A 12,960-nucleotide genomic window follows, 5' to 3' on the forward strand; every position below is an offset into this window, starting at 1 on the left:
CCTGCGACCTTAACTGTCACAGCCACATGGCACGATCGGACCCTGACAGTTTCAGCACGGGCAGTCGAGCGTGGGGGCCTACGCCATGGTCTTGTTCTTGTTCCTGGTCATCGCCCTCGTGGTGGTGGTCGGCGCGGTGACCCTCGCCGTGGTCGGCGGCGGTGAGAGCGCCGCCCTGCCCGATGCCCCGCCCGAGCGGTTCACCGACCCGCTGCCCGTCGACCGTCCGCTGCGCCGGGCCGACGTCGACGCCGTCCGCTTCCCGACGGCCCTGCGCGGCTATCACATGGGCGAGGTGGACGACGTGCTCGGCCGCGTCGGCGCGGAGCTGGCCGAGCGGGACGCCCGCATCGCCGAGCTGGAGGCGGCCCTGGCCGGCGCCCAGGCCACGGCGGTCGCGGGCCCCGCCCTCTTCGAGGGGTACGACCCGCGCCCCCACGAGGCGGCCGCCGACGACAAGGCCGAGGACACCGCTCAGCCGAAGGACCAGAAGGGCGACGACGACCAGTGAGCACCGAGAGCGAGAGCGAGAGCGGCGCGGTCCCGGGTCCGGACGGCGCGCTGCGCTGCCCCTGGGGCCTGTCCACCGAGGACTACGTCGCGTACCACGACGGCGAGTGGGGCCGCCCGGTCCACGGCGACGACGCGCTCTACGAACGGCTCTGCCTGGAGGCCTTCCAGTCCGGCCTCTCCTGGATCACGATCCTGCGCCGCCGCGAGGGCTTCCGCGCGGCCTTCGCCGACTTCAAGATCGCCGCGGTCGCGGAGTTCACCGACGAGGACCGTGCGCGGCTCCTCGCCGACCCGGGCATCATCCGCAACCGCGCCAAGATCGACGCGACCCTCGCCAACGCGCGCGTGCTCGCCGACTGGGCCGAGGGCGAACTGGACGCCCTGATCTGGTCGTTCGCGCCGGACCCCGCCTCCCGCGAGGCCCCGAGGGTCCTCGCCGACGTGCCCGCGATCACCGACGAGTCCATCGCCCTGTCCAAGGCCCTCAAGAAGCGCGGCATCCGCTTCATCGGTCCCACCACGGCGTACGCCCTCATGCAGGCCTGCGGCCTGGTCGACGACCACCTCGCGGACTGCGTGGCCCGCGAGGCCTCGCGGGCGTCCTACGCGACCTAACGGCCCAGGTACTTCGGCTTCTCCTTGGCGATGAAGGCCTGGACGGCGATCGTGTGGTCCTGCGACGCGCCCGCCCTGCTCTGCAGCTCGTCCTCCTTGTCCAGCGCCTCGTCCAGGGAATGGGCCGCCGCGTAGGCGAGTGACTCCTTGAGCGCCGCGTAGGCGAGGGTCGGGCCCTCGGCCAGGGCGCGGGCCACCTTCGCGGCCTCGGCGGCCAGCTCGGCCGCGGGGACGACCTTGTTGGCGATCCCCAGGTCGTACGCGTCCTGGGCGCTCAGGTTCCGCGGGAAGAGCAGCAGGTCGGCGGCGCGACCGGGGCCGATCACGCGCGGCAGCGTCCAGGAGACGCCCGAGTCGGCGGTCAGGGCGACCCCGGCGAAGGAGGTGTTGAACGACGCGGTGTCCGCGACCACGCGGTAGTCGGCGGCGAGCGCGAAGCCGAGGCCCGCGCCGGCGGCGACGCCGTTCACCCCGGCCACCACCGGCTTCGGCATGCCCGTCAGCGTCCGCACGATGGGGTTGTAGTGCTCCCTGACCGTGCTCATGGTCTGCCCGGTACCGGCCTCGCGGTCCGCCGCCAGGGAGCCGATGTGCTCCTTGAGGTCCTGCCCGACGCAGAAGGCGCGCCCGGTCGCGGTGAGCAGAACGGCGCGCACGGCGGTGTCCTCGGCGGCCGACCGCGCGGCCTCCCGAAGGGCGACCTTGGCCTCCGTGTTCATGGCGTTCATCGCCTCGGGACGGTTGATCGTGATCGTCGCGAGTCCGTCGCTCACCTCGTAGAGCACGGTGTCGGCCATGGGGTTCCCCTCCGTCGGTCCAGTACGTGGACTCAGCATGACGGAGATCATCCGGCTCCGGCATGAGGCCGGATATGTGACCTGCGTCAAAGAATTTCGGGTCTGTGAGGCGTATGGGGCGGCGAAGTATCGCAGCCACATCGGCGAATTGGGTGGTTTTGCGGGCGCGCGTTGCGCAAGCGATGCCGACCGATGTTGGTCATCGGGTCCCGCCATGCGGGATAATGACCTGGAAGCAATGTGTTCGATGCCGGTGACACCTGGGTTGTCGGCTGCGATGAGCTGGTTTCAGGAAGGGGAACGAGCATGGCGGCCATGAAGCCGCGGACGGGCGACGGCCCGCTCGAGGTGACCAAGGAGGGGCGGGGCATCGTCATGCGCGTTCCGCTCGAAGGCGGCGGACGACTTGTCGTCGAACTCACTCCGGACGAGGCCGACGCACTCGGCGACGCTCTGAAGAAGGTCGTCGGCTGACGCGCAAGCGCCAACACTTTTCACTGCCCCGGATCCGCGACACCGATCCGGGGCAGTATTGCGTTCGGGGGCCGTGCCCCTGCAAGGGGCGCGGGGAACTGCGCGACCAGCCCCCTCCGACCCGCACATGACCCACCACAGAAGCGGGCCCGGCACCCCCCACCGGGGCAGCACAGAGAACCGCCCGAGCGAGCGCAGCGCTACCGCTTGACGGCGCAGAGCAGCCCGTCCCCCACCGGCAGCAGCGAAGGCACCAGCTCCGGACTCTCCCGCACGGTGCGCAGCAGCTCGCGAAGGTGCAGCACCTCGACCGGCTGCGGCCCGGAGTCCACGGTCCTGCCGTCCGCGAAGGCACCCTCGAAACAGACGAGGCCGCCCGGCCGCAGCAGACGCAACGATTCAGCGAGGTACTCCATGGACTCCACGCGGTCGCCGTCGCAGAACACGAGGTCGTAACCGCCGTCCGCGAGGCGCGGCAGGACGTCCAGGGCCCTGCCGGGGATGAAGCGCGCGCGGTTGCCCGCGAACCCGGCGGCGCGGAAGGCCTGCCGGGCGAACTGCTGGTGGTCCGGCTCGGGGTCGACCGTGGTCAGCACACCGTCGGGCCGCATGCCGTGCAGCAGGTGGATCCCCGACACCCCCGTGCCGGTGCCGATCTCGGCCACCGCTTTCGCGTCAACCGTGGCGGCGAGCATCCGCAGCGCGGCGCCGGTGCCGGGCGACACCGAGGGCAGCCCTGCCTCCCGGGCCCGGTCCCGGGCCCAGCGCAGCGCCTCGTCCTCGGCGACAAAGGCGTCGGCGAACGCCCAGCTCGTCTGCCGGTTGCCGGTAATGGCCCTCTCCTGTCCCCGTGGTTGCCTGGCCGTGACTGTATCCGTTGGGGCCGGGAACCCGCAGATGGGACCGGGCGTTTACAGGGGGTGGGAGGCCAGCGGGGGTAACGGATGGATCAAGACCGGAAGCGGGCGCGCCGATGCGGCAGGACAGCTGCCCGGAAGCCTGTACCAAATTCACGTAAAAACGCTTATCCGGAGCTAACGGGCGAGGTGGTTATGGTAGGGGCTCCACTGGACAACACCACCAGAGCCGACAGGGGAGGTGCGGCTGCGTCCGCGGATCGGGGAGGAGCGCTGCGGCGTTTTCTCGGATTGGCGGGTGAGCCGAAATCCGTGACCGACACCGCTGACCGCATCCGTGCCAACGACTCCGCTCAGACCGCGACCTTTGCCGCTGACGCGGAATCGCAGGCGTGGACTCCGCCCACCTGGGAGGAGATCGTCAGCACGCACAGCGGCCGCGTCTACCGCCTGGCGTATCGCCTGACCGGCAATCAGCACGACGCCGAGGACCTCACCCAAGAGGTCTTCGTCCGTGTCTTCCGGTCCCTCTCGACCTACACCCCCGGCACGTTCGAGGGCTGGCTGCACCGCATCACCACGAACCTCTTCCTGGACATGGTGCGCCGCAAGCAGCGCATCCGCTTCGACGCCCTCGGGGACGACGCGGCGGAGCGCCTGCCGAGCCGCGAGCCGTCGCCGCAGCAGGTGTTCAACGACACGCACTTCGACGCGGACGTCCAGCAGGCGCTCGACACCCTCGCGCCCGAATTCCGCGCCGCCGTGGTCCTCTGCGACATCGAGGGCCTTTCGTACGAGGAGATCGCCGCCACCCTCGGCGTCAAGCTCGGTACGGTCCGCAGCCGAATCCACCGGGGCCGCTCGCAGCTGCGCAAGGCCCTCCAGCACCGCTCTCCCGAGGCCCGCGCCGAGCGTCGTTCGCTCGCGGTCACGGGGGCTCTGGCGCTGGGAGGAGGGGGCGCGACCGCGTGAGTGGATCACGGTCGAATCCTGCCGGGCGGCATCTGGCCGAGGCCGAGCAGCATCTGGGAGACCGACTCGCCGCCCTGGTGGACGGTGAGTTGGGCCATGACGCGCGCGAGCGCGTCCTCGCGCATCTGGCGACGTGTCCGATGTGCAAGACCGAGGCGGACGCCCAGCGTCGCGTGAAGAGCGTCTTCGCGCAGGCGGCACCGCCGCCGCCCTCCGAGAGTTTCCTCGCCCGCCTCCAAGGTCTTCCGGCGGGCGGCGCCGAGCCGCCCGACGGCCCCCGACATCCCGGCGACGGGGACGGGTTCGTCACCGGCTCCACCGGTTCCGCCGGACTGCCGCGGACCGGCCTCTTCGGCGTGAGCACCGAGCCCTTCGTGGGGTATGTCCCGGCCGGCGCCCACGCCGGGGTGCTGCCCGGCGCGGGGCGAGGCTTCCACATCCACGACGTCACCCGGCACGACGGCGACCGCTCGCTCTGGCGCGGTCGGCGCTTCGCGTTCGCCGCGGCGGGCGCGGTGTCGCTGGCCGCCATAGCGCTGGGCGGTGTCACGGTGGGCGTCCCCGCCGATACCGTCGCCCCGCGGGCCAGTGGCTCCAAGGCCAACAGCAATGTGACGCCGCAGCGGACCCAGGGCTCGGGTGTCGCCGTGACCCCCGACTCCGTCCGGCGCCGCGGCGCCGGCAATCCGCTGTCGGCGCTGGGCCAGCGCCCCGGCGCCCACTCCGGCCCGGTCGCCCCGACCGAGGTGACGGGCCCGCTGCTGCCCGGGACCGCACGGCCGCCCCGCTCGCACGACGCGGTGTACGAACTGACCGCGCCGATGCTGGCGGGCGCCGCCACGATCTCCCCGCTGATACGCCCGCCGCAGCCGGACCACCGGTCCCCTGCGGCGCCCGGCCTCGCCCGGCCGCCCGCGGTGGGGCCCGTCGGCACGGGTGCGGTTCCGCTGGAGACCACCGCCACCACCGGCGCCGAGACCACCACGGCCACCGCGCCCCCGGGTTCGGGCCCTCTGCTGGGCACCTCGCGGGTGCACTGACGCGGCGGTCGAAGGGACGGTGCCCTGCGCTTCGGCGCGGGAACCTGGTTGAATCTCGGTGGGCCGTGCCTGCCGGGGGGACTTGGCGGGCACGGGTTCGAGCATGTAATCGGCGTCCGCCGCGGGCCAGTTGTGGGGAGAGCATGGACGAGGGCAGGCCCACGAAGGCCAAGTGGTGGAGCCGGCCCCGGCAGGGATCGCCGGGGCCCACGCATCAGCCGCCCGCCGCGGAGCCGGAGCGGCCCGCCGCCGGGCAGACCGAAGCTTTCCCGCAGGGTCCGGCCCAGGCCGAGGCGGGCCCCGCTGTCCCCGTGCAGGGCACCCCGGCCACGGGCACGGGGCGGCCTGCCGCCGGGCAGACTGAAGCTTTCCCGCAGGGTCCGGCCCAGGCCGAGGCGGGCCCGGCTGTCCCCGTGCAGGGCACCCCGGCCACGGGCACGGGGCGGCCTGCCGCCGGGCAGACTGAAGCTTTCCCGCAGGGTCCGGCCCAGGCCGAGGCGGGCCCGGCTGTCCCCGTGCAGGGCACCCCGGCCACGGGCACGGGGCGGCCTGCCGCCGGGCAGACTGAAGCTTTCCCGCAGGGTCCGGCCCAGGCCGAGGCGGGCCCGGCTGTCCCCGTGCAGGGCACCCCGGCCACGGGCACAGCGCTGCCCGCCGGTCTCGCTCAGCCCGCGCAGGCCGAGCGGCCCCTCCCGCTGCATGACCCCGACCCGTACAGCACCCCGCCGTACGGCGAGCCGGGTCCCTGGGCGCCCGCACCGCCGGTGCAGCACCCGGCGGCGACCCCGGCCCACGGCACCACGCTCCCGGCGGCCCCCAGAGCGGCACGCCCCGCACGGCACCCAGGGCCCCGCCCGCTGCACGGGACCACGCCGCCCCGCCCGGTGCGGCCGCCCGGCCCCTACGGCGGCGCCCCGCAGCCGGGGCAGCCGCAGGGGGCCCAGGGCGTGCCACGGCAGCCGTACGACCCCTGGAACCAACCGCTCCAGCAGATCGGCTCGCTGCCCCCGGAGACGAGGGAGAAGCAGCGCAAGCGGGCCAGGCGGCTCGTGGTCGTCGGGGTCGCCCTCATCGCCCTGGTGTCCGGCCTCATCGGCGGCGCGCTCGGCTCGTACCTGGAGCGCAACGGCGTCGACGAGATCGAACTCCCGCAGGCCGACGCGGAGTCCGCTGACCGCCCCCGGGGCAGCGTCGCCGGCATCGCCGCCGCGGCCCTGCCCGGCGTCGTGACCCTGCACGTCAGCGGCGACTCGGCGCAGGGCACCGGCACCGGGTTCGTCCTCGACGGCAAGGGCCACATCCTCACCAACAACCACGTCGTGGAGCCCGCAGGCACCGGCGGCGAGATAACGGTGACCTTCAGCGGCGGTGACACCGCCGAGGCCGAGGTCATCGGCCGCGACTCCGGCTACGACCTCGCGGTCGTCAAGGTCTCCCACGTCCGGGGCCTGAAGCCGCTGACCCTCGGCAACTCCGAGAACGTGCAGGTCGGCGACCCGGTCGTGGCCATCGGCGCCCCCTTCGACCTGGCGAACACGGTGACCTCCGGGATCATCAGCGCCAAGGAGCGGCCCATCACCGCGGGCGGCGAGAAGGGCGACGGCAGCGATATCTCGTACGTCGACGCGCTCCAGACGGATGCCCCCATCAACCCGGGCAACTCGGGCGGACCGCTCGTCGACTCCAAGGCGCGCGTCATCGGCATCAACAGCGCCATCCGCTCGGCCGGTGACGGCTCGGACATGAAGGGCGGCCAGGCGGGCTCCATCGGCCTCGGCTTCGCCATCCCCATCAACCAGGGCAAGCGCGTCGCCGAAGAGCTGATCAACTTCGGCAAGGCGACGCACCCCGTGATCGGCGTCACGCTCGACACCGACTTCACCGGTGACGGCGCCCGCATCGCCGACAAGGGCAAGGACGGCGGCCCCGCGGTCAACACGAACGGCCCCGGCGACAAGGCGGGCCTCAAGCCCGGCGACGTCATCACCGAGGTGGACGGCGCGCCCGTGCACTCCAGCGACGAACTGATCGTCAAGGTCCGTGCCCACCGCCCCAAGGACCGCCTGGACCTGACCATCGAGCGCGGCGGCCGCGACCGTGAGGTCACCCTGGTGCTCGGCTCGGCGGACGGGGACTGAGCGGAGCGGCCGGGCCACTGGGCAAAGGTCCGGCCATGTCCGCCCCCGGTTGTGGCGCAGCGGCTACCGGACAGACATGAGCGGCGGGTACCGTGGTCACGGTCCAGACCTCGGACGACGACCTGTTGCGGGCTGAGGACATCGCAAGGAGCTCTAGGTGTTCAATGACATTGGCGCACTCGAGATAGTGGCGCTGGTCGTCCTCGCCGTGCTCATCTTCGGCCCCGACAAGCTGCCGAAGGTCATCCAGGACATCTCCCGCACGGTCCGCAAGATCCGCGAGTTCTCGGACAGCGCGAAGGCGGACATCCGTGAGGAGCTGGGCCCGGAGTTCAAGGACTTCGAGTTCGAGGACCTGAACCCCAAGAAGTTCATCCGCAAGCAGCTCGACAACGACGAGCTCGGGCTCAAGGAGATCCGCAACGGCTTCGACCTGAAGAAGGAGATGAACGAGGTCGCGGACGCCGTGCACGGCCGCGACAGCGACTCGTCCGACGCCTCTTCGCCGGCCGCTGCCACCTCCTCTTCAGGGGCGCGCGTGGACATGCGGAAGAAGTCCGCCGAGCCCGGGAAGCTCGACTCCGCCGACCGCCCGCCGTTCGACGCGGACGCCACCTGACGATCACCTGAACCGCCGCCGCCGACCGGTGTGGCTATCCTGCCTTGTTGTCCGGCGTGAGGACGCCCGAGGGGGGCGGGCCGCTCCGGGCAGACGAGAGCGAGGAGGCGGCCGGGTACATGGAGACGACAAGTCGCGTAGGCGCGCAGGCGCCGGCCGCGGACGGCACCGCACAAGCGGTGCCCTCCGCCCGGCGCATGGTCGACGGCTACCTGCTGGCGCCCTTCCCCTGGTACGGCCTCGACGAGGCCTTCACGGGGCCGCGCTGGCTGATGCGGGTCGGCGCGACGGCGGACGGTTCCGTGGAACACGGGTCGATCGGCCACGGGGACGAGCCGTCGGTCCGCGCCGAGGGAAGCCTCGGCAACAGCGACAAGGAACGCTTCGCGGTGGTGGTGACCGTCGCGGCCAACCCCGTGCGGCGCAGCGCGGACGGCACCGGCCTCCTGGAGGCCACCTCGGTCTCCTCGGCGGCCTGGCTCGCCGGCGTCGGCCTGCTGTCCTACACCTGGCCGGGCCAGATGGACCACAGCCTGCGTGACGACTGGCTGGACCAGCAGACGGAGACGGCGTGGGTCCTCGCGGACGACCTGGAGGGCGCCGACTGGTCGACGCTCTCACTGCCGGTGGACGGGACGCCGACGCCGTTCCACTACCGCGAGTCCGAGTACGGCTGGGTCCTCGCGGGCTCCACGGAGGAGGGCGTCCACCTGGGCGCGTACGGGCGCGGCATGAGCGCGTACGGGCTGGGCTTCTCGGTGATCAAGGACATCGGCGCGTACGCCTAGGGCCTGTCCGGGCGCGTGGCCGGCTGCGGGTCCGCCGTGGCTGGTCGCGCAGTTCCCCGCGCCCCTTCAGGGCACGCTCAGAACTTGTTGCGCGGGGTGATCCCCAGCGACATGCCCGACAGGCCGCGCTGACGGCCGCCCAGCTTGCCCGCGATGGTGCGCAGCGCCGAACCGGCGGGGGACTCCGGGTCGGTCAGGACGACCGGCTTGCCCTCGTCGCCGCCCTCGCGCAGCCGGACGTCGATCGGGATGGAGCCGAGGACAGGCACCGTGGCGCCCGTCGTCTTCGTGAGGCCCTCGGCGACCTTCTGGCCACCGCCCGTGCCGAACACGTCGACCATCTCGCCGCAGTGCGGGCAGGGCAGCCCCGACATGTTCTCGACGACACCCACGATCTTCTGGTGGGTCTGCACGGCGATGGAACCGGCCCGCTCGGCGACCTCCGCCGCCGCCTGCTGGGGCGTCGTCACGACGAGGATCTCGGCGTTCGGGACCAGCTGCGCCACGGAGATCGCGATGTCGCCGGTGCCCGGCGGCAGGTCGAGCAGCAGCACGTCGAGGTCGCCCCAGAAGACGTCCGCGAGGAACTGCTGGAGGGCGCGGTGCAGCATCGGGCCGCGCCACACGACCGGGGCGTTGCCCGGCGTGAACATGCCGATGGAGATGACCTTCACGCCGTGCGCGGACGGCGGCATGATCATGTTCTCGACCTGGGTGGGCTTGCCGTCGGCACCCAGCATGCGCGGCACGGAGTGGCCGTAGATGTCCGCGTCCACGACGCCGACCTTCAGGCCGTCCGCCGCCATCGCGGCCGCGAGGTTCACCGTCACCGAGGACTTGCCGACGCCGCCCTTGCCGGACGCGACCGCGTAGACGCGGGTCAGCGAGCCGGGCTTGGCGAAGGGGACCTCGCGCTCGGCGGTGCCGCCGCGCAGCGCGGACGCCAGCTCCTTGCGCTGCTCGTCGCTCATCACGTCGAGCGTGACGTCGACGCGCGTGACGCCCTCGACGGCGGCGACCGCGTCCGTCACGTTCTTCGTGATGGTCTCGCGCATCGGGCAGCCGGAGACCGTCAGGTACACGGTGACCGCCACCGCCCCGTCGGCGCCGATGTCCACCGATTTGACCATCCCCAACTCGGTGATGGGTCGCTGGATCTCGGGGTCGTTCACCGTCGCCAGTGCTTCACGCACCGCGTCTTCCGTAGCCATAGACCCGATAGTACGGCGCGGTAACCCCGCCCGGGAAAGGGCCGTCAGCGGTCGCCTACGTCACGTCCCCGCGACCCCTCCGACGGGAATACGACGCGGTTCTCGCCGCGCTGCTCGTGCCGGTGGTCCTCCAGCTCCTTGACCAGGTCCTGGAGCTCGGAGCGGATCCAGTCGCGGGTGGCCACCTCGCCGAGGCCCATGCGCAGCGAGGCGATCTCCCGGGTGAGGTACTCGGTGTCCGCGATCGACCGCTCGTTCTGCTTGCGGTCCTGTTCGAGATTGACGCGGTCGCGGTCGTCCTGGCGGTTCTGCGCGAGGAGGATCAGCGGCGCGGCGTACGACGCCTGGAGCGAGAGCATCAGGGTGAGGAAGATGAAGGGGTACTGGTCGAAGCGGAGATGAGCGGGCGCCGAGACGTTCCACACCACCCACAGGATGATGACGACCGTCATCCAGACGATGAACCTGCCGGTGCCCAGGAACCGCGCGATCCGCTCCGAGAGCCGTCCGAACGCCTCCGGGTCGTAGTCGGGCAGCAGTTTGGGCCGCGGGGTGCGCGGCTGGTCGAGGCGGAATCGTGGACTCCTGGGCTCGGCGCGGTTCTCGCGCTCCCGGTCAGCCGCCGCCATCGTCCGCTCCCTCCTCCTCCAGGTGGAACTCCGTCTCGCGCCAGTCGTCGGGCAGCATGTGGTCCAGTACGTCGTCGACGGTGACCGCCCCGAGCAGCGCCCCGCCCTCGTCCACGACGGGCGCCGCCACCATGTCGTACGCAGCGAAGAAGCCGGCGACGGTGGGCAGGGCGGCGCCCGGGGCGAGCGGTTGGAGGTCGTCGTCGAGGATCGAGCCGACGAGCGTGTACGGCGGATCGCGCAGCAGCCGCTGGAAGTGCACGGTGCCGAGGTACTTGCCGGTCGGCGTCTCGTCGGGCGGCCGGCACACGTACACCTGTGCGGCGAGTGCGGGGGAGAGGTCCTGCTGCCGCACCCGCGCCAGGGCGTCGGCGACGGTGGCGTCCGGGCGCAGCACGATCGGCTCGGTCGTCATCAGGCCGCCGGCCGTGCGCTCCTCGTACGCCATCAGGCGTCGCACGTCGGCCGCGTCGTCCGGCTGCATCAGGGTGAGGAGGCGCTCCTTGTCGTCCTCGGGCAGCTCGGCGAGGAGGTCGGCGGCGTCGTCGGGGTCCATGGCCTCCAGGACGTCGGCAGCACGTTCCTCCTTGAGCTTGCCGAGGATCTCGATCTGGTCGTCCTCGGGCAGCTCTTCGAGGACGTCGGCGAGCCGGTCGTCGTCAAGGGCGGCGGCCACCTCGGCCCGCCGCTTCGGAGACAGGTGGTGCAGGACGTTGGCGAGGTCGGCGGGACGCAGCTGTTCGAAGGTGGCCAGGAGGTTCTCCGCGCCCTGCCCGTGCTCCTCCAGGGAGAACCCGTCGACGGCGGTCCAGTCCACGGTGAGCGTCTCGCCCTTGCGCCGGAAGGTGCCGCCTTTCCCCTTGCGTACGAAGACCCGGTCGATCTCCCAGTCGCGGCGGGCCGGCAGCTGCCGCACCGACACGTCGAGGACGGTGACCTCCTCGCCGGTCTCGACCAGGTGGACCCGGCGGTCGAGCATCTCGCCGAGGACCAGCCGCTCGGTGGGCCGCTGCTCGAAGCGCCGTACGTTCAGCACGCCGGTGGTGATGACCTGGCCCGACTCGATGCCGGTGACGCGGGTCATGGGCAGGAAGATGCGGCGCCGGGTCGCCAGCTCGACGACGAGGCCGAGCAGCCGCGGCGGCCTGCGGCCGACGCGCAGGATCGTCACCAGGTCGCGTACCCGCCCCACCTGGTCGCCGTTCGGATCGAAGACGGGGATGCCGGAGAGGTGGGAGACGAAGATCTTGGGGGCGCCTGCCGCCATGCGTGCGCCTCCTTCTCGCGGGCTTCCCACGTGCTGAACTGATTCCTGCCGTTCTGTCCGGCAATACGGGCTTCAGGCTAGCCCGTCCCGGTCGGATACGCCCCGGCGGAGGGTCCGGACGGACTGGCTCCGCTCCGCCGCGCCGACCCGGGTACGCTGCCGTACTGCCGTAGCCGTAGAGGTCGTCCGTACGAGAGGCAGCGCCGCCTGTGACTGCACTTCCCCTGGCCAGCCGCGCCCGCAGGGCAGCGTTCGTGAGCGCGATGTGCGTGGGCGTGGTCACGGCGGTCACGAGTCTTGCCGGGTGTGGCAGTGCCGAGGATCCGGACGCCGGCACGAACGGTGTCGGGAAGCTCTCGGCGCCGAAGATCCAGGACAAGTCGAGCAGGCTGGCGCAGGCGGCCTCGGCGGTCCGGCTCTCCGGCACGGTGGTGAGCAAGGGGCACACCTACACCCTCGACATGCGCCTCAAGGGCGAGGGCGGCACCGGCTCGGTCACCTCCAAGGGGCAGACGTTCCGGCTGCTGCGGGTGGGCGAGGACCTGTTCCTGAAGGCCGACTCGCGGTTCTGGACACACGACGACAACGACAACAACAGCGGTAGCGGTAGCGGCAAGGGTGACGGGACGCCTCAGAAGGCGGACGAGGCGGCTGCCGCGAAGCTCGACGGCAAGTACGTGAAGGTCCCGAAGGGCGACCCCGCCTACGAACAGCTGAGCGGCTTCACGGACAAGGACGTGCTCCTGGAGGGCATGCTCACCCTGCACGGCGAACTGGCCAAGGGCGACCGGGGGAAGTCGGGCGCCCTGCGCACCATCAAGATCACCGGCGATGAGGGCGCGGGCGGCACGCTGAGCGTGGCCCTGGACGGAAAGCCGTACCCCTTGCGCCTGGACCGCGGCGGCCACGCGGGCACCCTCAAACTCACCGACTGGAACAAGGACTTCCCTCTCCAGGAGCCGAACAAGTCCGAGATGGTCGACTACGGCAAGCAGCTCCCGACGTCGTAAGCCGTGCGCCATTCTGAAGCCGTGCGCCAT

Annotated in this window: 15 protein-coding genes; 10 read left to right on the forward strand and 5 right to left on the reverse strand. The window is 71.9% G+C overall.

The annotated features are described in order from the left end of the window. The first annotated feature begins 85 nt into the window (after nt 1-85). A complete protein-coding gene (locus KKZ08_RS25140; RefSeq protein WP_223776603.1) occupies nt 86-511 on the forward strand; it encodes a DivIVA domain-containing protein in 426 nt (141 codons plus the stop codon). Beyond that, entirely contained in the window at nt 508-1,128 is a 621-nt protein-coding gene (locus KKZ08_RS25145; protein ID WP_276573903.1) for a DNA-3-methyladenine glycosylase I, read from the forward strand. The genes KKZ08_RS25140 and KKZ08_RS25145 overlap by 4 nt, the downstream gene beginning before the upstream one ends. Here KKZ08_RS25145 and KKZ08_RS25150 read toward each other — a convergent pair. Beyond that, nucleotides 1,125-1,925, reverse strand: a complete 801-nt coding sequence (locus KKZ08_RS25150) for an enoyl-CoA hydratase-related protein (protein ID WP_223776604.1) — start codon at nt 1,923-1,925, stop codon at nt 1,125-1,127. The two genes, KKZ08_RS25145 and KKZ08_RS25150, sit on opposite strands and share 4 nt — an antisense overlap. 37 nt (nt 1,926-1,962) lie before the next feature. Here KKZ08_RS25150 and KKZ08_RS25155 point away from each other — a divergent pair, with 37 nt between their 5' ends. Both KKZ08_RS25155 and KKZ08_RS25160 read left to right on the forward strand, forming a co-directional pair. Next, nucleotides 1,963-2,244, forward strand: a complete 282-nt coding sequence (locus KKZ08_RS25155) for a hypothetical protein (protein WP_157996500.1) — start codon at nt 1,963-1,965, stop codon at nt 2,242-2,244. Then, nucleotides 2,232-2,399 (forward strand): DUF3117 domain-containing protein, encoded by a 168-nt coding sequence (locus KKZ08_RS25160; protein ID WP_003966491.1) that lies wholly within the window; start codon nt 2,232-2,234, stop codon nt 2,397-2,399. The genes KKZ08_RS25155 and KKZ08_RS25160 overlap by 13 nt, the downstream gene beginning before the upstream one ends. Nucleotides 2,400-2,599: 200 nt before the next feature. On the opposite strand, the gene KKZ08_RS25165 is transcribed toward KKZ08_RS25160, so the two are convergent. Beyond that, on the reverse strand, nt 2,600-3,298 hold the full coding sequence (locus KKZ08_RS25165; protein WP_223779180.1) for an O-methyltransferase: 699 nt from the start codon (nt 3,296-3,298) through the stop codon (nt 2,600-2,602). 153 nt (nt 3,299-3,451) lie between these two features. On the opposite strand from KKZ08_RS25165, the gene sigE reads away from it, so the two are divergent. From sigE to KKZ08_RS25190, 5 genes are all read left to right on the forward strand, one after another. Beyond that, nucleotides 3,452-4,228, forward strand: coding sequence for an RNA polymerase sigma factor SigE (sigE, locus tag KKZ08_RS25170; protein ID WP_223776605.1), 777 nt, complete (start codon nt 3,452-3,454; stop codon nt 4,226-4,228). Then, entirely contained in the window at nt 4,225-5,268 is a 1,044-nt protein-coding gene (locus KKZ08_RS25175; protein WP_223776606.1) for a zf-HC2 domain-containing protein, read from the forward strand. The genes sigE and KKZ08_RS25175 overlap by 4 nt, the downstream gene beginning before the upstream one ends. Before the next feature lie 143 nt (nt 5,269-5,411). Further along, on the forward strand, nt 5,412-7,406 hold the full coding sequence (locus KKZ08_RS25180) for a trypsin-like peptidase domain-containing protein (protein ID WP_223776607.1): 1,995 nt from the start codon (nt 5,412-5,414) through the stop codon (nt 7,404-7,406). 157 nt (nt 7,407-7,563) lie between these two features. Beyond that, entirely contained in the window at nt 7,564-8,025 is a 462-nt protein-coding gene (locus KKZ08_RS25185) for a sec-independent translocase (protein WP_223776608.1), read from the forward strand. A 119-nt stretch (nt 8,026-8,144) separates the two neighbouring features. After that, nucleotides 8,145-8,813, forward strand: coding sequence for a hypothetical protein (locus KKZ08_RS25190; protein WP_223776609.1), 669 nt, complete (start codon nt 8,145-8,147; stop codon nt 8,811-8,813). Between the two features lie 77 nt (nt 8,814-8,890). Here KKZ08_RS25190 and KKZ08_RS25195 read toward each other — a convergent pair whose 3' ends face one another. The 3 genes from KKZ08_RS25195 to KKZ08_RS25205 are packed head-to-tail and all read right to left on the reverse strand — an operon-like array spanning nt 8,891 to nt 11,920. Continuing rightward, nucleotides 8,891-10,024 carry an Mrp/NBP35 family ATP-binding protein gene (locus KKZ08_RS25195; protein ID WP_205038926.1) on the reverse strand — a complete coding sequence of 378 codons (1,134 nt, stop codon included), beginning with the start codon at nt 10,022-10,024 and terminating at the stop codon, nt 8,891-8,893. 44 nt (nt 10,025-10,068) lie between these two features. Beyond that, a complete protein-coding gene (locus tag KKZ08_RS25200) occupies nt 10,069-10,653 on the reverse strand; it encodes a DUF1003 domain-containing protein (RefSeq protein WP_223776610.1) in 585 nt (194 codons plus the stop codon). Then, nucleotides 10,640-11,920, reverse strand: coding sequence for a CBS domain-containing protein (locus KKZ08_RS25205; RefSeq protein ID WP_223776611.1), 1,281 nt, complete (start codon nt 11,918-11,920; stop codon nt 10,640-10,642). The genes KKZ08_RS25200 and KKZ08_RS25205 overlap by 14 nt, the downstream gene beginning before the upstream one ends. Before the next feature lie 209 nt (nt 11,921-12,129). On the opposite strand from KKZ08_RS25205, the gene KKZ08_RS25210 reads away from it, so the two are divergent. Then, nucleotides 12,130-12,930 carry a hypothetical protein gene (locus KKZ08_RS25210; RefSeq protein WP_223776612.1) on the forward strand — a complete coding sequence of 267 codons (801 nt, stop codon included), beginning with the start codon at nt 12,130-12,132 and terminating at the stop codon, nt 12,928-12,930. Nucleotides 12,931-12,960: the final 30 nt, after the last annotated feature.

The organism is Streptomyces sp. 135 (assembly GCF_020026305.1).
Classification (GTDB): Bacteria; Actinomycetota; Actinomycetes; order Streptomycetales; family Streptomycetaceae; genus Streptomyces.

Bases quoted from the DNA above. Each gene is read 5' to 3' on its own strand.
- KKZ08_RS25140 (WP_223776603.1), top strand. From the start codon at position 86: ATGGTCTTGTTCTTGTTCCTGGTCATCGCCCTCGTGGTGGTGGTCGGC.
- KKZ08_RS25150 (WP_223776604.1), bottom strand. From the start codon at position 1,925: ATGGCCGACACCGTGCTCTACGAGGTGAGCGACGGACTCGCGACGATC.
- KKZ08_RS25155 (WP_157996500.1), top strand. From the start codon at position 1,963: ATGACGGAGATCATCCGGCTCCGGCATGAGGCCGGATATGTGACCTGC.
- KKZ08_RS25160 (WP_003966491.1), top strand. From the start codon at position 2,232: ATGGCGGCCATGAAGCCGCGGACGGGCGACGGCCCGCTCGAGGTGACC.
- sigE (WP_223776605.1), top strand. From the start codon at position 3,452: ATGGTAGGGGCTCCACTGGACAACACCACCAGAGCCGACAGGGGAGGT.
- KKZ08_RS25180 (WP_223776607.1), top strand. From the start codon at position 5,412: ATGGACGAGGGCAGGCCCACGAAGGCCAAGTGGTGGAGCCGGCCCCGG.
- KKZ08_RS25190 (WP_223776609.1), top strand. From the start codon at position 8,145: ATGGAGACGACAAGTCGCGTAGGCGCGCAGGCGCCGGCCGCGGACGGC.
- KKZ08_RS25195 (WP_205038926.1), bottom strand. From the start codon at position 10,024: ATGGCTACGGAAGACGCGGTGCGTGAAGCACTGGCGACGGTGAACGAC.
- KKZ08_RS25200 (WP_223776610.1), bottom strand. From the start codon at position 10,653: ATGGCGGCGGCTGACCGGGAGCGCGAGAACCGCGCCGAGCCCAGGAGT.
- KKZ08_RS25205 (WP_223776611.1), bottom strand. From the start codon at position 11,920: ATGGCGGCAGGCGCCCCCAAGATCTTCGTCTCCCACCTCTCCGGCATC.